This window comes from Pseudomonas sp. Marseille-P9899 (genome assembly GCF_903166565.1).
Classification (GTDB): Bacteria; Pseudomonadota; Gammaproteobacteria; order Pseudomonadales; family Pseudomonadaceae; genus Aquipseudomonas; species Aquipseudomonas huaxiensis.
Window position 1 is genome coordinate 350,486 of the sequence record NZ_CAESCG010000006.1, and the last position, 18,598, is coordinate 369,083.

Sequence of the window (18,598 nt, forward strand, 5' to 3'; positions counted from 1 at the left end):
GCCGTTCCACGCAAAGTGAAACGGCCCGGGCAGGTGTCACGGCGCAGCTATAGTTCAACCAGCCGGTCAGGTTTCACCGCCCCGGTCCGACAACCTCTGTAGAATGCGCCGATTGCACCTGATGAGAATTGACCATGTACGACTGGCTTAACGCGCTGCCCAAGGCAGAATTGCACCTGCACCTGGAAGGATCGCTGGAGCCCGAGTTGCTGTTCGCCCTGGCTGAGCGCAACAAGATCGCCCTGCCCTGGAATGATGTCGAAGCCCTGCGCGCGGCTTATGCCTTCAACAACCTGCAAGAATTCCTCGACCTGTACTACCAGGGCGCCGACGTGTTGCGCACCGAGCAGGACTTCTATGACCTGACCTGGGCCTACCTGCAACGCTGCAAGGCTCAGAACGTCATCCATACCGAGCCGTTCTTCGACCCGCAGACCCACACCGACCGTGGCATTCCCTTCGAAGTGGTCCTGGACGGTATCGCCCGTGCACTCAAGGACGGCCGCGAGCAACTGGGCATCGGCAGCGGGCTGATCCTTAGCTTCCTACGCCACCTGAGCGAAGAAGAAGCCCAGAAGACCCTCGACCAGGCCCTGCCGTTTCGCGATGCCTTCATTGCCGTGGGCCTCGACAGCTCGGAGAAAGGTCATCCACCGAGCAAGTTCAAGCGCGTCTTCGACCGTGCCCGTAGCGAAGGCTTCCTGACTGTCGCCCACGCCGGCGAAGAAGGTCCGCCCGAGTACATCTGGGAAGCGCTGGACCTGTTGAAGATCGAGCGTATCGACCACGGCGTGCGCGCCATCGAGGACGAGCGTCTGATGCAGCGCATCATCGACGAGCAGATCCCGCTGACCGTGTGCCCACTGTCCAACACCAAGCTCTGCGTGTTCGACCACATGAGCCAGCACAACATCCTCGACATGCTCGAACGCGGCGTGAAGGTCACGGTGAACTCGGACGACCCAGCGTACTTCGGCGGCTATGTCACCGAGAACTTCCACGCCCTGCACACCCATCTCGGCATGACCGAAGACCAGGCCCGTCGCCTCGCCCAGAACAGTCTGGACGCCCGTCTCGTCAAAGCCTGAAACGTCTGAACAAACGCTCGGCGACCTTCTCGCCGGGCGTCGTGTTCAGCCCATCGACAGCGGCGCCGGCATGCGGGCGATTTGCTGGATGCCGCGCAGTCCACCGGGGGTCAACTGCACCACCCTGGATTCATCGCTGATCCGCACCCAACCCGACTGAACGAACAACTTCATGAGGCTGCTGCCCAGCGCGCCGCCTAGGTGCGAGCGTCGGTCGTGGACCTCGCTGCAGCAGTTGCAGAGGCTGCACAGGCGACCATCGCGTGGGGCCAGTGCGTCGATGAAGATGCCCTGGCGAGCGAAATGAACGCGGCCGTGCAGGGTAATTTCCAGTTGCTGCTCGGCCTGTTGCACCCACTGTGCGTCCAGCAGGCGCTGCAGCAGATCCGCCGCCACCTCGCCGCCCAGGTGATCCCAACACAGCCGTGCCCGACGCATTGCCAGCGGCACCGTCACCGGAGCCTGCTCGCGTGATGTCGCCGGCCGCTCGAAGTCGCGGATGGTCACGCTTGCCAGTGCTTCCACGGCAGTGCCGATTTCCGGTGCGGCCAGCCGGAAGTAGCGCTTGCGCCCGCGAGCTTCACGCTTGAGCAGCCCCCCGGCCGACAGCCGGGCCAGATGCGCGCACGCCGAAGAAGGTGTCAGCCCGGCCAGGGTGGCCAGTTCCTCCAGGGGACGCGCCATTCCATCAATAAGTGCCCAGAGCATTGCACTGCGTTTGGGATCGGCCATCAAACTGGCGATCTGGCTGATACTGGCTATCGGTTGCATCTGTCCACTCCCTGCGTAGTTGTCATTGGCGAATGCGGGCTCCTCCCATCTTCAAGCCGGGCAGACAATGGCCCGACCGCCGATACCAGGAAACCGGTACGGTACTTACTCGAGGTAGAAGTTCATGGGGAAAGGGCATCCCGCCCTTGCTTCAACCTGGAAACATTATCCCGATGATGGCAATTGCCCGGTCCAGTATAAGCCTGCTTATTCCGGTGTAAGCGCCGCCTTTTGCGACAAACTGCCCATGCTTTCGCAACCCTGGGTGAAAGCCCGACGCTAGGTGTTCTGCGGGACAACGGCCATTTTTGAGGCGCAAGTGCCTATGTATTCATGGCATCGCGGATGACAGGAAAGTTATCAAGGCAAATTGAATAGTTACTTTACCTACATTCAAAGTAATAACTTCCTTCATACATATGCGCAGTGTATGTCGGACATGAAAATGAATGATTAACCTGCCTCTGTTTTCAACTCATCCAGCAACAACCGGCAGCGCTCCTTGAGCAGGGCGCTCAAGCGCTGTACCGGCTTGCTCAACTGCGCCCGGTGAGTGCACAGCAGGTTCAGCGGCGTGGACTCGCCGCGATAGTGCCCCAGCAACACTCGCAGGCGACCGGCACGCACATCGGCGGCCACATCCAGCCAGGATTTGTAGGCGATCCCGACACCCGCCACGGCCCAGCGCCGCACGACATCCGCGTCGTCACAGAAACGGTCGCCGCGGACCAGCACGCTTTCCTCGCGGCCCTGCAACTGGAACCGCCAGTGATCATGCACACCGTTGCCCAGTTGATAGAGCAGGCAGTTGTGTTCGCTCAGTTGGGCGATGCTGCGCGGCTCGCCATGTTGCGCAAGATAGTCCGGCGCGGCGCAGAGCACACGGCGGTTGTCCAGGCACAGCGGCACTGCGACCAGGCTGGAATCCTCCGGCGTGCCGTAGCGCAGGGCGATATCCACCGGCTGGCGGAACAGGTCGGCGTTGCGGTCGCCCAGCAACAGCCGCACGTTGAGCAGCGGATGGGCGCGTTGCAGTTCGTCCAGCCAGGGCAGCAGCACGTTGCGGCCAAAGTCCGAGGGCGCCGATAGCTGCAACACCCCGCTGATTTCATCCTGTTCGCGGGCCAGCAGGCGCCGTCCTTCATCGAGACTGGCCAGGGCTGCACGGGCGTGCGCGAGAAAGCCCTCGCCCTCGGCGGTCAGGCGCAGGCTGCGGGTCGAACGGGCCAGCAGGCGGGCGCCGAGTTGCGCCTCCAGACGCTTGAGCGCCGCGCTGGCCACCGCCGGCGACAGGTCGAGCAGCCGCGCCGCCGCCGACAGGCTGCCGTGTTCGGCAGCGCTGACAAATAACTGCAAGTCATCGAAGCGCAGCAAGGCGGCCTCCATTTTCAAAATTATTTTGAAAGTTTCTGCGGTTTTAGCGGCTTTTAACCGGAAACGAAAGGGTCAATGATGGCCAGCATCCCGCTCACGAGGAATCCCCTGATGAAAGCCGTTGCCTATTACCAGTCGCTGCCAATCGAAGACGCCGCCGCCCTGCAGGACATCGAACTGCCGGCCCCCGAACCCGGCCCGCGCGACTTGCTGGTGGAGGTCCGGGCAATCTCGGTCAACCCGGTGGATACCAAGGTGCGCCGCAACGCCCAGCCAGAAGGGGGCGCGGCCAAGGTGCTGGGTTGGGATGTCGCCGGGGTGGTCAAGGCGGTGGGCAGTGACGTCAGCCTGTTCCAGCCCGGCGACAAGGTTTACTACGCCGGCTCCATCGCCCGTGCCGGCGGCAACAGCGAGCTGCATGTGGTGGACGAACGCATCGTTGGCCACATGCCGAAAACCCTGAGTTTCGCCGAAGCCGCAGCTCTGCCTCTCACCGCGATTACCGCCTGGGAACTGCTGTTCGACCGCCTGCAGGTCGCCGAAGGCAAACAGGACCTGGGCCAGAGCCTGCTGATCGTTGGCGCCGCCGGTGGTGTCGGTTCGATTCTTACCCAACTGGCCAGCCAGCTCACCGGCCTGCGGGTAATCGGCAGTGCTTCGCGCGAGCAAACCCAACAGTGGGTGCGCGAGCTGGGCGCCGACCATGTGGTCGACCATCGCCAGCCACTGGCCGCAGAGTTGAAGGCGCAAGGGATCGATCAGGTCACCCATGTCGCCAGCCTGACGCAGACCGATGAACACCTCGATCAATTGGTCGAAGCCTTGGCGCCGCAAGGCAAGCTGGCGCTGATCGACGATCCGAAGCAACTGGACGTGACCAAGCTCAAACGCAAGAGCCTGTCGCTGCACTGGGAGTTCATGTACACGCGTTCGTTGTTCGAAACCCCGGACATGCTGGAACAGCACAAGCTGCTCAACCGGGTGGCCGAACTGGTCGACGCCGGCACCCTGAAGACCACGCTCGGCGAGCATTTTGGCCAGATCAACGCCGCCAACCTGCGCCGCGCCCACGCGTTGCTGGAAAGCGGCAGCGCCAAGGGCAAGATCGTCCTCGAAGGGTTCTGAGGCATCCGACGTACGGCATGACCGTCAGTCCGCAGCTTGCTCCAGGTCATGCCGCGCTCGCAAAAGCGGCGTCTACAATGCGGCAGCCTTTGCCAACCGGAGGTATGCCGCGATGAAGATTGTGCTCAATGCGTCAGGCAAAAAACCGGGCTGCCCTTGGGAAGTCCGGCTCGATCAGCATGTGGTGAGTTTTCGCAGCGAGGCCGAAGCCCGGGCCTTTATCAACACCCTGCAAACCCGGCTTCAGGCGCCGCATCCGCTCAGGCGCTACGCTTGAGCTGCAGGCGGCGGGTCAATACCGCCGCTGTCACCGCCCCGGCACCGCACAGGGTGATGACCAATGCCATGGGGAGCGCGGTGCCATCGTGCAACGCGCTCACCAGCCCCGCCGCCCCCGCCGCCACACTGAACTGCAGACAACCCAGCAATGCCGAGGCACTGCCGGCGCGAGCGCCCTGCCCGTTCATCGCGCAGGCCGAGGCGTTGGGAATGATGCAGCCCAGGCTGGCGATACACAGGAACAACGGCACCAACAGCGGCCACAGCGCTTGCGTGTGCAGCGCGCTGATGCCCAACACCACCAGACCCGCCAGCAAGTACACCCAGATCGTGCGCGCCAGCAGCGAGCTCGGCGCGCGCTTGGCCAACAGGCGAGCGTTGACTTGCGCCACCAGGATGAACCCCGCCGCATTCATGCCGAACAGCCAGCCGTAGTGCTCGGCCGGCACGCCGTACAACTTGATGAAGACGAACGGTGAACCGGCGACGTAGGCAAACATCCCGGCCATGGCGATCCCGCCGGTCAGGGCGTAACCGAGAAACACGCCATCCTTGAGCAATCGCCCGTATTGCCCCAGCGCCCCCGACAACGGTGGCCGCGGCTGATTCGCCGGCAGGCTTTCCGGCAAGCCCCAGGCCACGGTCAGCGCGCAGGCGGCACTGAACAGCGTCAGGGCGATGAAGATAGACTGCCAGCCATACAGGTTGACCAGCACCCCGCCGAGCATCGGCGCGAGGATCGGCGCCAGCCCCATCACCAGCATCAATTGCGAGAACACTTTCGCCGAGCCGACCGCGTCACACTTGTCGCTGACGATCGCCCGCGACAGCACCATTCCCGCGCAGCCGCCCAGGGCTTGGACGAAGCGTGCGACCACCAGCGTATCCAGGCTTGGCGCAAAGGCGCAGGCCAGCGATGCCAGGGTGAACAAGGTGACGCCGGCCAACAGCGGGATGCGCCGGCCAAAGCGGTCGGCTACCGGGCCATAGGCCAGTTGACCGATGGACAGGCCGAGGAAATACGCCGCAAGGGTGGTCTGGATATGTTTTTCATCGGTGCCGAAGGCCACCGCCATCGCGGGAAAGCCGGGCAGATAGAAGTCAATCGCCAACGGCCCGAACGCACTGAGTGCGCCGAGTATGAGGATGGTTCGCAGGTTCATCGGGAATCCGTAGCAGGCTAAGCAAGTTGGCTAGTCTAACTGGCCCACGGGGTTCTCGCTGAAGGAGTTATAAGGAAATTCCAGACGGTCATTGATTCGGCGTTCATCGCCGGCAAGCGGAACGCTGGCCGGCGATGAGGCTCGATCACTCAGATTGCGCGAGCTTCGTAGCCTTCTTCGCGGATCAGTTCGAGAATCTGCTCCGACGGCAATTCGCTCTTCACCGACACCTGTTTCTGCGCCAGATCGACGGTCACCTGGGCCGTCGCATCTTCACGCTGGACCGCGTTGGTCACGGCCTTGACGCAGTGGCCGCAGGTCATGCCTTGCACATTGAATACTTGCATCGTCGCTACCTCCTGGTTGGATTTGGTCGCAGTCTCAAGCTTGCCACCGGGGCAAGGTCAAGTTTGTCGTGGCGCTGCCGGGCTGGAAATCCTCGCCCGCCTCGGCCAAGCTGCGTGCTTGTCGATTCATCAGCAGGAGATTCATCCATGGGCAAGGCAGCGTTGGGCCTTCTCGGTGTGCTGGGGCTGTTCAGCAGCGTTTCCCCGGCCATCGCTGAAAGTCAGGACTACAGCGTGCTGATCATTTCCCGCGAGCGCCTGGAAGTGGCCACCACATGCGAGATCGGGATTTACCTCAACGACCAGCTCTCCGGTCGCGTATTCCAGGAAGACTCCGTCTCTTTCAACCTGCCGGCCGGCCAGGTGGATATCCGCCTGCGTCTACTGCCAGGCCAGGCGCCGGGCTGCTACAACGGCATCGAAAACCAGCGTAGCCAGCAATTCACCCTGCAGAACGGCCAGGTCAACAAATACCGCATCGCCTCGGGCCAATATGGCCTCTACCTGAAGAAGGCCGACTTGAACTATTGACCTTGCCAGCATGGCAAGGTTGATGCTGGCGGCCAGTCCACGGAGGAGAGCCCCCATGCCCGAGTCAATCACCTTCGACCTGCCGATCTCCGGCATGACCTGCGCCAGTTGCGCGGGTCGGGTGGAGCGGGCGCTGCGCAAAGTCGCCGGCGCCGAGCAGGTCAACGTCAACCTCGCCACCGAGCAGGCCCGCATCCTCGCCCCGGCCGACCGCCTGCCGGCGCTGGTGGAAGCGGTCAGCCAGGCCGGCTACAGCGTGCCGCTGCAAAGCCTGGAGTTGCAGATCGGCGGCATGACCTGCGCGTCCTGCGCCGGCCGTGTCGAGCGGGCCCTGAACAAGGTGTCCGGGGTGCAATCGGTCAGCGTCAACCTCGCCAGCGAACGTGCCCATGTCGAAGTCATCGGCCAACCCGACAGCAGCCTGCTGATTGCCGCCGTCGAGCGCGCCGGCTACAGCGCCAGCCTTCCACACACCGGCCAGACCGCCGTCGATGACAGCGAACGGCGTCTGCGCAACGAACGCTGGGCGGTGGGCATCGCCTTGCTGCTGGCCCTGCCGCTGGTGTTGCCGATGCTGCTGCAACCCTTCGGTATCGAGTGGATGCTCCCGGCCTGGGCACAGTTCGCCCTGGCCACTCCGGTGCAGTTCGTGCTCGGGGCGCGGTTCTATGTCGCGGCCTGGAAAGCGGTGCGGGCCGGCGCCGGCAATATGGACCTGCTGGTCGCCCTCGGCACCAGCGCCGGCTACGGCCTGAGCCTGTACGAATGGAGCCAGGCCCACGCCGGCATGGCACCGCACCTGTATTTCGAAGCCTCAGCGGTGGTCATCGCGCTGGTGCTGCTGGGCAAATACCTGGAAAGCCGCGCCAAGCGCCAGACCGCCAGCGCCATCCGCGCCCTCGAAGCCTTGCGCCCGGAACGCGCACTGCAAGTGGTGGACGGCGTGGAGCGCGACGTACCGATCAGCGCACTGCGCCTGGACGACCTGGTGCTGGTCAAGCCCGGTGAGCGCTTTCCGGTGGACGGCGAGGTCATCGAAGGCCAGAGCCACGCCGATGAAGCACTGATCAGCGGCGAGAGCCTGCCGGTTCCCAAGCAGCCGGGGGATCGTGTCACCGGCGGCGCCATCAACGGCGAAGGCCGGCTGCTGGTCCGCACCCTGGCGCTGGGCACGGAAACCGTGCTGGCGCGGATCATTCGGCTGGTGGAAGACGCTCAGGCGGCCAAGGCACCGATCCAGAAACTGGTGGACCGGGTCAGCCAGGTGTTCGTGCCCACGGTGCTGGTGCTGGCGCTGCTCACCCTGATCGGCTGGTGGCTGGCCGGCGCCTCCATGGAAGTGGCGCTGATCAATGCCGTCGCCGTGCTGGTGATCGCCTGTCCGTGCGCCCTCGGCCTGGCAACGCCCACCGCGATCATGGCCGGCACGGGCGTGGCCGCGCGCCACGGCATCCTGATCAAGGACGCCGAAGCCCTCGAGCGCGCCCATGCGGTGAACCGCGTGGTCTTCGACAAGACCGGCACCCTCACCTCCGGCAGCCCGCGCATCGTCCACAGCCAGGCGCTGGCAGTGCAACCCGAAGAATTGCTGCAACTGGCCGGCGCCCTGCAGCGCGGCAGCGAGCACCCGCTGGCCAAGGCGGTGCTGGATGCCTGTGCCGAACAACAACTGAACGTACCCGAGATCCAGGACAGCCAATCGCTGACCGGTCGCGGTATCGCCGGCAGCCTCGACGGCCGCTCGCTGGCGCTGGGCAACCGCCGCCTGCTGGATGAAAGCGGCTTGCAGCCGGGCGAGCTGGCAACTAACGCGCAAGCCTGGGAAGCCGAGGGCCGCACCTTGTCCTGGCTGATCGAGCGTGCTCCGCAGACGCGGGTGCTGGGCCTGTTCGCCTTCGGTGACAGCCTCAAGCCCGGCGCCGAGCAGGCCGTGAAGCAACTGGCCGCGCAAGGCATCAGCAGCCACCTGCTGACCGGTGACAACCGCGGCAGCGCCAAGGTGGTGGCCGAGGCCTTGGGCATCAAGGACGTGCACGCCGAAGTGCTGCCCGCAGATAAAGCCGCCGAAGTCGGCGCGCTGAAGAAGACCGGCGTGGTGGCGATGGTCGGCGACGGTATCAACGATGCCCCGGCCCTGGCTGCCGCCGATATCGGCATCGCCATGGGCGGCGGCACCGACGTCGCCATGCAGGCTGCCGGCATCACCCTGATGCGCGGTGATCCGCGCCTGGTGCCCGCGGCGCTGGAAATCAGCCGCAAGACCTACGCGAAGATTCGCCAGAACCTGTTCTGGGCCTTCATCTACAACCTGATCGGAATTCCACTGGCCGCCTTCGGCCTGCTCAACCCGGTACTGGCCGGCGCAGCGATGGCGCTGTCGAGCGTCAGCGTGGTGAGTAACGCCCTGCTGCTCAAAACCTGGAAACCGGACACGCCGACAGAGGAGCAAAAGCCATGAATATCGGCCAGGCGGCCAAGCGCACGGGTCTGAGCGCGAAGATGATCCGCTATTACGAGTCCATCGGCCTGCTCAAGCCGGCCTCGCGCAGCGACAGCGGCTACCGTCTCTACCAGCAGGACGACCTGCACAGCCTGACGTTCATCAAGCGCTCGCGAGACCTGGGGTTTTCATTGGAAGAAGTGGCGAAACTGCTGACCCTGTGGCAAGACCGCCAGCGCGCCAGCGCCGACGTGAAGGCGTTGGCCAGCGAACATATCGCCGACCTCAACCGGCGCATTGAAGAGTTGGTGAGCCTGCGCGACACCCTCAGCGAGCTGGTCGCCCACTGCCAGGGCGATGATCGCCCCGACTGCCCGATCCTCAAGGACCTGGCAGCCGGTTGCTGTCACTAGGCTCGGTACGAGATGTATTCGAGCGAAGGCCAGGCAAGGCGAAAACAGGCGAGGAAGCGGAGTTGACTGGTTGTCAATGAGCATTCCGAGCCTGTTTTCAACGCAGCATGGGCGAGTTCGGATGCATTTCGTACCGAGCCAGTTCACTGCATCCACGGGGGCGGGGGTTCCTCGCCCTTGGTCGGGCCGCGCTCGGCATCGACCTTGGCCGCCTTGCGCCGCTCGTCGTCGATCCGCGCCGCTTCGATTTCCCGCATCACGCCGTTCACATCAGCGGTGTGCTCATCGTCTTTCCACTGCCCGCTCAGGACGCTGTCCGGTTGCAGCTCACCCGCCTGGTACAGCGACCACATCTCGCGGGCAAAGCGGGTTTCCTTGAGTTCCGGGGCGAAACGCCCGAAGTAGTGGGCCATGTTCGCCACATCCCGCTCCAGCATGCTGAAAGCGTGGTTGTTGGCGGCGGCGTCCACGGCCTGCGGCAGGTCGATGATCACCGGGCCTTCCGGGTCGAGTAGCACGTTGAACTCGGAAAGGTCACCGTGCACCAGGCCCGCGCACAGCATCAGCACGATCTGACGAATGACGAAGGCGTGGTACTCACGGGCCTGTTCCGGCTCCAGGTCGACATCGTTGAGCCGCGGCGCGGCCTGGCCGTCGTCGCCGGCGACCAGTTCCATCAACAGCACACCATCGAGGAAATCGAAGGGCTTGGGCACCCGCACGCCGGCACTGGCCAGGCGGAACAGCGCCGCCACTTCGGCGTTCTGCCAGGCATCCTCGGCTTCCTTGCGACCGTACTTCGAGCCCTTGGCCATGGCCCGGGCCTGGCGGCTGTTGCGCACCTTGCGCCCTTCCTGGTACTCGGCGGCCTGGCGGAAACTGCGTTTGTTCGCTTCCTTGTAGACCTTGGCGCAGCGCAATTGCTGGCCGCAACGCACGACATACACCGCCGCTTCCTTTCCGCTCATCAGCGGGCGCAGCACTTCATCGACCAGACCGTCTTCGATCAGCGGTTCTATCCGTTTGGGAGTCTTCATCGGCTTTTGTTCTTGCTCCTGTCTCTGCCACTAATGAATGCGCTGCCGTGGCGCCGCGCGCACACGATAGCTCAAGCGCCCTGCCGGAAACGGACCCGGATCAAGGGCGAGGGGTTTCAATTTACGTCAGCTCAATTTCTGAACAGTTCCCCTGGGGTGGCACCAAATAATCCTTTGAAGGCGGCGATGAAGGCCGAGGTCGAGTCATAACCACAGCCCAGCGCCGCCTGGGTGACACTCTGGCCCTGTTCAAGTGCGTCGAGGGACGATAACAGACGCATGCGCTGACGCCACGCACGAAAACTCAAACCGGTCTCGCGCTGGAACAGCCGCATCAGGGTTTTTTCCGATCGCCCCAGGCGCTGAGCCCAGTGTTCAAGGGTGTGCGCCTGCTCAGGATGGGCCAGCAGTTCGTTGCATAACCTCAACAAACCGGGGTGTTGCGGCGAAGGCAGCGAGAAGCCCACCTCCGGCAAACGCTGCAACTGATCGAGCAAGACCTGTACCAGATGGGCCTCGTGGCTGTCGCCTTCCGGGTAGTCCACCGGGTACACGCAAAACTGCTTGATCAGCTCCCGCGCCAGCGGCGTCACCTCCAGCACCCGGCAGTGCGATGCAGCCCAGGACGAATCTTCGCTGCGCACATACAGGCTGCGCATTTCCGCCCGCGTCGAGGTGATCACCTCATGCTCGACCCCGGCCGGAATCCACACGCCCCACTGCGGCGGAGCGAAATAGCTGCCCTCGGCGGTATGTACCCCGAGCACTCCGCTGATGGCGTAGGAAAACTGCACCCAATCATGCCGATGACGCGGCGTCCAGGAGCCGGCGCCGAGGCTTTCGGCACGGGCATACAGCGGCCGCGGCAGCGCCGTCAGGTCGGGAATCCGACGAGGGGCGGAATTTTGTCCGTTACTCGGCATCGCTTGGCCTTATGTCGCAAGACGGAAACTGACGGGCAGGTTAGCCTCAACCACGATTATTACAAGATGATTCGAAGGTCCGCCTATGCAAGCACTCAAGCACCTCAAGCGCGTGGTTACCGACTGGTTCCTCTGCGGTATGTTCCTGGCCACCTTTCTCGCCTGGCTGTTCCCGCACTTCGGCGCGGCGGGCGGGGCGATGCATGCCGAGTACGTGATCAACATCGGCGTGTTCCTGGTGTTCTTCCTCCACGGCATCAACCTGTCCAGCGAGCAGATCCGCCACGGCCTGAAGAACACCCGCCTGCACCTGATGGTGCAAGTCTTCACCTTCGTGGTCTTCCCGCTGCTGTGGCTGCTGGGCAAGACACTGCTCGGCAGCCAGATTCCGGCGCTGCTGATGCTCGGTTTCCTCTACCTGTGCGCCCTGCCCTCGACCATTTCGTCCTCGGTGGCGCTGACCGGCAGCGCCGGCGGCAACGTCCCGGCGGCGATCCTCAACGCCAGCCTGTCCAGCGTGCTGGGTATCTTCATCACCCCATGGCTGGTGAGTCTGGTGGTGGGCAGCGGCAGCGACGGCATCGACCTAGGCGCCACCCTGCTCGACCTCTGTGGCCTGCTGCTGGCGCCGCTGCTGCTGGGCCAGTTGCTGCGGCCCTGGCTGGGACGCTTCTTCGCCCGGCACAAGCGCTACACCAATGTCATGGACAAGCTGGTGATCCTGCTGCTGGTCTACGCGGCGTTCTGCAACTCGATGATGTCGGGCATGTGGCAGCAACAAGGGCTGTCGGTGATCGTCACCGCCCTCGTCGGCAGCGCGCTGCTGCTGGCGCTGGTCCTGTGGCTGACCACCCGCAGCGCGCGGGCGCTGAAATTCAGCCGCCCCGACGAGATCGCCGCGGTGTTCTGCGCCAGCAAAGTCCCTGGCCGCCGGGGCACCGATGGCCGCACTGATTTTCGGCGCCCACCCGGGCCTGGGGCTGATCCTGCTGCCGATCATGATCTATCACCCGCTGCAGTTGATCGTCTGCTCGATCATGGCCGAGCACTACGCCAACCAGCCGGCCCGGGAAGCCGCCGCCCTGGTCAGCGCTCGATAATCGCCGTCACGCCCTGACCGCCCGCAGCGCAGATGGAAATCAGCCCGCGGCCCTGACCCGCCTGGTCGAGCAACTTGGCCAGGTTGGCGACAATGCGCCCGCCCGTAGCAGCGAACGGGTGACCGGCGGCCAGCGAGCTGCCCTTCACGTTCAACCGGCTGCGGTCGATGGACCCCAGCGGCTGGTCGAGGCCCAGCCGCTCGCGGCAGTAGTCGGCGTCTTCCCAGGCTTTCAGGGTGCACAGCACCTGCGCGGCGAAGGCTTCGTGGATTTCGTAGTAATCGAAGTCCTGCAGGCTCAGGCCGTGACGCGCGAGCAGCCGCGGCACCGCGTAGACCGGCGCCATCAACAAGCCTTCGTGACCTTTGACGAAATCCACCGCGGCGTTCTCGCCGTCCAGCAAGTAGGCCAGCACCGGCAGGCCGCGCTCTTTCGCCCATTCCTCACTCGCCAACAGCACCACCGAGGCGCCGTCGGTGAGCGGCGTCGAGTTGCCCGCGGTGAGGGTGCCCTTCTCGCTGCGCTCGAACACCGGCTTGAGACTGGCGAGCTTTTCCAGGGTCAGGTCCGGGCGCAGGTTGTGGTCGCGGGACAAGCCCTGGAACGGCGTCAGCAAATCGTTGTGCCAGCCTTCGGCGAAGGATGCGGCCATGTTCTGGTGGCTGCGCAGCGCCAGTTCGTCCTGCTCCTGGCGGCCGATCTGCCAGGTCTGCGCCATCAGCTCGCAATGCTCGCCCATCGACAGCCCGGTCCGCGGCTCGCCATTGCGCGGCAGTTCGGGTTTCAAAAAGCTTGGCCGCAGCTTGAGCAGGGCCTTGAGTTTGTCTGCGGTGCTCTTGCCGCGATTCGCTTCCAGCAGCACCCGGCGCAGGCCTTCGTTGACGGCGATGGGTGCATCGGAGGTGGTGTCGACGCCGCCGGCAATGCCGCATTCGATCTGCCCCAGGGCGATCTTGTTAGCGACCATCAACGCCGCTTCCAGACCGGTGCCACAGGCCTGCTGGATGTCGTAGGCCGGGGTCTGTGCCGACAGACGCGAGCCAAGCACGCATTCACGGGTCAGGTTGAAATCGCGGGAATGCTTGAGCACTGCCCCCGCAGCCACCTCGCCCAGGCGCAGGCCGTGCAGGCTGAAGCGCTCGATCAGCCCTTCCAGGGCCGCGGTCAGCATCATCTGATTGCTGGCGCGGGCATAAGGGCCGTTGGAGCGGGCGAAAGGGATTCGATTGCCGCCAATGATCGCGACCCGGCGCAAAACTCGCATAGAAAACTTTCCTTACTTCGCGAAATAGACGCCTACAGCGTAGGTGTTTTTTCCTGGAGCGAACGACCAATGGCCGATCATGGTCCACACTTTGTGGCTTATTTCAGGGAGACGTACTCATGAGCGATCGCTATATCAACTTCGCCAACTCCGATTTCGGACGCCGTGTAGTAGGCGCTGTCGGCCTGCCCGCGCCAGCCCGCCTGGAGCGCTGGGAAGCCGGCCGGCTGCGCCCGGTGGAAGGCGCCCTGCTGCTGGGTGGCGGGCCGCTGGCGGCGAAGGTGGCGGCGTTCGCCAATCGTCTCACCGACGAGTCCTACAGCTTCGCCGACGAAGCCCTAGGCTTGCCGGCCTGGGTTGCCGGGCTGGGCAGCAAGCTCAAGGCGGTGGTGTTCGACGCCAGTGCCATCAGTGATATCGATCAGCTCAAGCAACTGCGCGAGTTCTTCCAGCCGTTGCTCCGCAGCCTTGCCGGCAGCGCGCATATCGTCATTCTCGGGCGTGCGCCGGAACACCTCGATGACGTACTGGCCAGGGTCGCCCAGCGCGCTCTGGAAGGTTTCAGCCGGTCGCTGGCCAAGGAACTGCGCAACGGCGGCACCCTGCAACTGCTCTATGTGTCCCGCGATGCGGAAGACCAGCTCGAAGGCGCGCTGCGTTTCTTCCTTTCGCCGAAAAGCGCGTTCATCAGCGGCCAGGTGTTGCGCCTGGAAGCCTGCGCCAGCGAAGTGCAGGACTGGACCCGCCCGCTCGCCGGGCGCAAGGCGCTGGTCACCGGCGCGGCGCGGGGCATTGGCGCGTCCATCGCCGAAACCCTGGCCCGGGACGGCGCCGACGTCGTGCTGCTGGATGTACCGCAGGCCAGCGATGATCTGCACGCCCTGGCCGAGCGTCTCGGCGGCCGTGCCTTGCCGCTGGATATCTGCGCCAGCGACGCAGCGGCGCAACTGCTCGAAGGCCTGCCGGAGGGCATCGATATCGTCGTGCACAACGCCGGCATCACCCGCGACAAGACCCTGGCCAACATGACCCCGGAATACTGGGACTCGGTGCTGGCGGTCAACCTCAAGGCCCCGTCTGTGCTGACCCAGGCCCTGCTCGACAGCGGCGCCCTGCACGACAACGCGCGGATCGTCCTGCTCGCCTCCATCAGCGGTATCGCCGGCAACCGCGGGCAATCCAACTACGCGGCGAGCAAGGCCGGGCTGATCGGCCTCGCGCAAGCCTGGGCGCCGTTGCTGGCCGAGCGCGGCGCCAGCATCAACGCCGTGGCGCCAGGGTTTATCGAAACCCGCATGACCGCAGCCATCCCGTTCACCTTGCGTGAAGCCGGGCGGCGCATGAGTTCCCTTGGCCAGGGCGGCCTGCCGCAGGACGTTGCCGAAGCGGTCGCCTGGCTGTCGCAGCCGGGCAGCGGCGCGGTCAACGGCCAGGTGCTGCGGGTGTGCGGCCAAGCCGTGATGGGGGCCTGAACATGACCCAGACCTGGCACGACGTTGGTCACACCGCCGGCCTTTCCGGGCTGTACCTGAAGGCTGCGAGCAAGCGCAAGATCAGCGGCGACACGCTGCCGACCACCGGCCTGCGCTGCTCGCTCAGCGTCGATGAACGCAATCTGGCCGCTTACCGCAAGCTCTGCCTGTTCAGCAACGACGGACGCCTGCCGCCGACTTATCCACATGTGATGGCGTTCACCCTGCAATTGCAGTTGCTGACGGACAAAGCGTTTCCGTTTCCGCTACTGGGGCTGGTGCACCTGAGCAATCGAATCCGTGTGCTGCGCCCGTTGGGCGGTGTTTCGCGGCTGCGCTTCGCGGTGTCTGTGGATAACCTTCAGCCTCACGAAAAAGGCGCCACCTTCGACCTGCGCACCGACGCCGAAGACGGCCTCGGGCTGCTCTGGTCGGAGAGCAGCCGCATGCTCTGTCGCGGCATGAAACTCGAAGGCGAGCCGCCCGTCGCGCAAGCGCCGGCAGAACTGGAAATGAGCGAGCTGACCCGCTGGTATGCCGACAGCGATATCGGCCGGCATTACGCCAGGGTCTGCGGCGACTACAACCCCATCCACCTCAGCGCCGCGACCGCGAAGTTGTTCGGTTTTCCACAGGCCATCGCCCATGGCATGTGGAGCAAGGCCGTGGCCCTGGCTCACCTGCGCGGACACCTGCCGCGCAGTGGCTATGAAGTGGCGGTGGATTTCCACAAGCCGGTGCGGCTGCCGAGCGAGGTCATCCTGGATGGCAGCAAGGAGGCGCCGAGCGGGCAGTTCCGCTTGAGCGGGCATGGCGGGCTGGTGCATATGAGCGGCACATGGCGGCCGGTCGATTAGACACGCATCGCTTGCCAGCCACCCGCTTCCCCCTGAAGCTATACCGCCTCAGGAGACCCCACATGAATTTGCAAGAACTCACTCAACGGCTGCACCGCATCCGCGACAACAATGACTGGCGCGGTTTTCACAGCCCGAAAAACCTGGCCATGGCCGCCAGCGTTGAAATGGCCGAGCTGGTGGAAATCTTCCAGTGGCTGAGCGAGGACCAGTCGCGGCAGTTGTCCGCCGAACAACTGGAACACGCCGGCCAGGAAGTGGGCGATGTGGTGCTCTACCTGCTGTTGCTGTGCAGCGAACTGGGCCTGGACATGGAGCAGGTGGTGCGCGCCAAACTGGCCGATAGCGAGAGGCGCTTCGCCAAATGAACGACCGTCATTTCGATGCCCTGGCGACCCGTTTCGCCGAGAAGATCTACGGCGGCGCCAAAGGCGCGATCCGCCTCGCGGTGCTCCAGGCGGACCTAGCCGAGTGCCTGCCGGACCGCCCATTGCGGGTGCTGGATATTGGCGCGGGCCTGGGCCACATGTCGTTGTGGCTGGCCGAGCGCGGGCATCACCTGACGCTGGCCGACCCCGCCGCGCCGATGCTCGACGGCGCCCGCGAGCGCTTCGCGGCCGCCGGCCAGCCGGCTACCTTCATCCAGGCGCCGTGGCAGGACCTGCTCGGCGAACTGACCGAGCCCTATGACCTGGTGATCTGCCACGCGGTGCTGGAATGGCTCGCCGAACCGGAAACCATCCTGCCGGTACTGCACCAGCTCACCCGCCCCGATGGCCTGTTGTCGCTGGCGTTCTACAACCGCGACGCGCTGGTCTACCGCAACCTGCTCAAAGGCCATTTCCGCAAGATGCGGCGCAACACCCTGGCCGGCGAAAAGCAGAGCCTGACGCCACAGAAACCCCTTGATCCGCGCGAACTCAGGGCGCAAGTTGAAGGTCTATGGCAGATAGACACCGAGAGCGGCGTGCGCGTGTTCCATGACTATATGCCCACGGAATTCCAGGCCCGCGCCGAACTGATCGACCTGCTCGAAATGGAACTGGCCCACCGTCGTCACCCGGCCTTTGCCGGCCTCGGTCGTTACCTGCACTGGATATGTCGACCCCGTTAGGGCCCAACGCCCTGGGAGAGCCACATGCCGTACCGTGTCGTCCTCGCCCTCACTTGCCTCGCCCTGGCCGCCTGCCAGGGCAGCAACCCTTATGTCGCCGACTCCCGGCCCTTGCCGCCCGCGCCCCCGCAGGCGGCCACGACCTTCGACCAGAGCGCCTACCCAGCACCGGCCCGCGACTACGGTCGCTACCGTAGTTGGGCCTGGCGTGACGGCCAGTTGCCCGCCGGCAATGCCTCGACCGACTCTGCGCAACTGGCCGAAGTGGTGAGCAATGCCCTCGACCAGCGCGGCCTGCGCCCCGCCCGTGGCGGTCGCGGCGACCTGCTGGTGAGCGCCGGCATGCACACGGAACGGCGCCTGCGGCAATACCGTGACGATGATTACTCACCCTACGGCGGCTATGGCGGGATGGGCTATCGCCACGGTTACTACGGCAACAGTTACGGGGTCTACGGCAGCGTGCCCGTGGTCCGCACCTACGCGATCGACGTGCTGGTGGTGCGCGTCGATCTGTTCGATGCCGGCAGCGGCCAGCCGGTCTGGAGCGCCAGTGCCGAGAGTGGCAGCCAGGGTTCCCTGGCCGACCGCGACGAAGCCCTGCGCAAGGCCGTCGAAAAGGCCATGAGCGGCTATCCTCCCAGCTAGCCAATGTCACTGGAGAACAACCATGTTCCGCCGACTCGCTTTATTCTCGCTGCTGACACTGCTCGCAGCCTGCCAGTCCAACAATGTCAGCCAGGACTTCGACGCCAGCCGCGACTTCGCCGCGTACCGCAGTTGGACCTGGCTGGAACCGGCCCTGCAATACCGCCCGGATGACCCGCGTATCAAGAGCGACCTTACTGAACAGCGCATTCGCCAGGCCGTCAGCGGGCAGCTCGACCAGCGCGGCCTGCGCCCGGCCCAGCCCGGCACTCGCGGCGACCTCAACGTACAGACCTACCTGATCGTGGAAAACCGTCATCAACAGATCACCACCCAGTACGGCGGTGCGTGGGGCGGTTACTGGGGAGGCTACTGGGGCGGCCCGGCGTTCAACGAGACCCGCACCGTCGAGTACAAGGTGGCGACCATCCAGATCGACCTGTTCGAGGGCCGCGACGGCAAGCTGGTCTGGCGCGGCAGTGCCGAGCAGATCATGACCCACTCCCCGCCGACCCCGGAAGAACGCAACACCGCGATCCAGAAGACCGTCACCCAGGTGCTGGCCAACTACCCGCCCCGTTGACCCTTCGTCCGTGGCCAGTTGCCGTTACAGGCGACTGGCCATGTTCTTGACTACACTCCGTTGACGCAC

19 protein-coding genes and 1 pseudogene are annotated in these 18,598 nt (G+C 64.7%); 13 read left to right on the forward strand and 7 right to left on the reverse strand.

All coding sequences use genetic code 11. From position 1 onward, the window contains the following. Window positions 1–134 precede the first annotated feature (134 nt). Window positions 135–1,088, forward strand: coding sequence for an adenosine deaminase (locus tag HWV67_RS25920; RefSeq protein WP_110971323.1), 954 nt, complete (start codon window positions 135–137; stop codon window positions 1,086–1,088). A gap of 45 nt (window positions 1,089–1,133) precedes the next feature. Here the strand turns inward: HWV67_RS25920 and HWV67_RS25925 are convergent, their stop codons facing one another. Then, a complete protein-coding gene (locus tag HWV67_RS25925; protein WP_095156084.1) occupies window positions 1,134–1,859 on the reverse strand; it encodes an ArsR/SmtB family transcription factor in 726 nt (241 codons plus the stop codon). A gap of 453 nt (window positions 1,860–2,312) precedes the next feature. Then, window positions 2,313–3,233: a LysR family transcriptional regulator gene (locus HWV67_RS25930; RefSeq protein WP_175653321.1), complete on the reverse strand. Its 921-nt coding sequence runs from the start codon at window positions 3,231–3,233 to the stop codon at window positions 2,313–2,315. 111 nt (window positions 3,234–3,344) lie between these two features. Between HWV67_RS25930 and HWV67_RS25935 the strand changes: the two genes are divergently transcribed. Next, window positions 3,345–4,358 carry a zinc-binding alcohol dehydrogenase family protein gene (locus tag HWV67_RS25935; protein WP_175653322.1) on the forward strand — a complete coding sequence of 338 codons (1,014 nt, stop codon included), beginning with the start codon at window positions 3,345–3,347 and terminating at the stop codon, window positions 4,356–4,358. 112 nt (window positions 4,359–4,470) lie between these two features. Then, window positions 4,471–4,635, forward strand: a complete 165-nt coding sequence (locus HWV67_RS25940; RefSeq protein ID WP_175653323.1) for a hypothetical protein — start codon at window positions 4,471–4,473, stop codon at window positions 4,633–4,635. Here HWV67_RS25940 and HWV67_RS25945 read toward each other — a convergent pair. Both HWV67_RS25945 and HWV67_RS25950 read right to left on the reverse strand, forming a co-directional pair. Further along, window positions 4,619–5,800: a multidrug effflux MFS transporter gene (locus HWV67_RS25945; protein WP_175653324.1), complete on the reverse strand. Its 1,182-nt coding sequence runs from the start codon at window positions 5,798–5,800 to the stop codon at window positions 4,619–4,621. The genes HWV67_RS25940 and HWV67_RS25945 overlap by 17 nt on opposite strands. A 149-nt stretch (window positions 5,801–5,949) precedes the next feature. Further along, window positions 5,950–6,147: a heavy-metal-associated domain-containing protein gene (locus tag HWV67_RS25950; protein ID WP_095156081.1), complete on the reverse strand. Its 198-nt coding sequence runs from the start codon at window positions 6,145–6,147 to the stop codon at window positions 5,950–5,952. Window positions 6,148–6,294: 147 nt separating this feature from the next. On the opposite strand from HWV67_RS25950, the gene HWV67_RS25955 reads away from it, so the two are divergent. The 3 genes from HWV67_RS25955 to cueR are packed head-to-tail and all read left to right on the forward strand — an operon-like array spanning window position 6,295 to window position 9,531. Continuing rightward, a complete protein-coding gene (locus HWV67_RS25955) occupies window positions 6,295–6,678 on the forward strand; it encodes a hypothetical protein (RefSeq protein WP_175653325.1) in 384 nt (127 codons plus the stop codon). 55 nt (window positions 6,679–6,733) lie between these two features. After that, window positions 6,734–9,136: a heavy metal translocating P-type ATPase gene (locus HWV67_RS25960; RefSeq protein WP_175653326.1), complete on the forward strand. Its 2,403-nt coding sequence runs from the start codon at window positions 6,734–6,736 to the stop codon at window positions 9,134–9,136. Continuing rightward, on the forward strand, window positions 9,133–9,531 hold the full coding sequence (cueR, locus tag HWV67_RS25965) for a Cu(I)-responsive transcriptional regulator (protein ID WP_110971328.1): 399 nt from the start codon (window positions 9,133–9,135) through the stop codon (window positions 9,529–9,531). The genes HWV67_RS25960 and cueR overlap by 4 nt, the downstream gene beginning before the upstream one ends. Window positions 9,532–9,674: 143 nt before the next feature. On the opposite strand, the gene HWV67_RS25970 is transcribed toward cueR, so the two are convergent. Beyond that, complete coding sequence (locus HWV67_RS25970) at window positions 9,675–10,568, reverse strand: PA4780 family RIO1-like protein kinase (protein WP_110971329.1); 894 nt, start codon at window positions 10,566–10,568, stop codon at window positions 9,675–9,677. A gap of 131 nt (window positions 10,569–10,699) precedes the next feature. Further along, window positions 10,700–11,491, reverse strand: coding sequence for an AraC family transcriptional regulator (locus tag HWV67_RS25975; protein WP_110971330.1), 792 nt, complete (start codon window positions 11,489–11,491; stop codon window positions 10,700–10,702). An 85-nt stretch (window positions 11,492–11,576) separates the two neighbouring features. Between HWV67_RS25975 and HWV67_RS25980 the strand changes: the two are divergent. Beyond that, a pseudogene (locus HWV67_RS25980) lies at window positions 11,577–12,591 on the forward strand (bile acid:sodium symporter family protein). Here the strand turns inward: HWV67_RS25980 and HWV67_RS25985 are convergent. Beyond that, entirely contained in the window at window positions 12,578–13,855 is a 1,278-nt protein-coding gene (locus HWV67_RS25985; protein WP_110971332.1) for an acetyl-CoA C-acetyltransferase, read from the reverse strand. The pseudogene HWV67_RS25980 and the gene HWV67_RS25985 sit on opposite strands and share 14 nt — an antisense overlap. A gap of 119 nt (window positions 13,856–13,974) precedes the next feature. Between HWV67_RS25985 and HWV67_RS25990 the strand changes: the two genes are divergently transcribed. The 6 genes from HWV67_RS25990 to HWV67_RS26015 all read left to right on the forward strand — a co-directional run bounded on the left by HWV67_RS25990 (window position 13,975) and on the right by HWV67_RS26015 (window position 18,529). After that, window positions 13,975–15,327: a 3-oxoacyl-ACP reductase gene (locus HWV67_RS25990; RefSeq protein ID WP_175653327.1), complete on the forward strand. Its 1,353-nt coding sequence runs from the start codon at window positions 13,975–13,977 to the stop codon at window positions 15,325–15,327. 2 nt (window positions 15,328–15,329) lie between these two features. Continuing rightward, window positions 15,330–16,184 carry a MaoC family dehydratase gene (locus HWV67_RS25995; RefSeq protein ID WP_175653328.1) on the forward strand — a complete coding sequence of 285 codons (855 nt, stop codon included), beginning with the start codon at window positions 15,330–15,332 and terminating at the stop codon, window positions 16,182–16,184. Window positions 16,185–16,246: 62 nt separating this feature from the next. Next, window positions 16,247–16,552 carry a MazG-like family protein gene (locus tag HWV67_RS26000; RefSeq protein WP_175653329.1) on the forward strand — a complete coding sequence of 102 codons (306 nt, stop codon included), beginning with the start codon at window positions 16,247–16,249 and terminating at the stop codon, window positions 16,550–16,552. Next, window positions 16,549–17,298, forward strand: coding sequence for a methyltransferase (locus tag HWV67_RS26005; RefSeq protein WP_175653330.1), 750 nt, complete (start codon window positions 16,549–16,551; stop codon window positions 17,296–17,298). The genes HWV67_RS26000 and HWV67_RS26005 overlap by 4 nt, the downstream gene beginning before the upstream one ends. Window positions 17,299–17,322: 24 nt before the next feature. Beyond that, window positions 17,323–17,946 (forward strand): DUF4136 domain-containing protein, encoded by a 624-nt coding sequence (locus HWV67_RS26010; protein WP_175653331.1) that lies wholly within the window; start codon window positions 17,323–17,325, stop codon window positions 17,944–17,946. 22 nt (window positions 17,947–17,968) lie between these two features. Beyond that, window positions 17,969–18,529, forward strand: coding sequence for a DUF4136 domain-containing protein (locus tag HWV67_RS26015; RefSeq protein WP_175653332.1), 561 nt, complete (start codon window positions 17,969–17,971; stop codon window positions 18,527–18,529). Window positions 18,530–18,598: the final 69 nt, after the last annotated feature.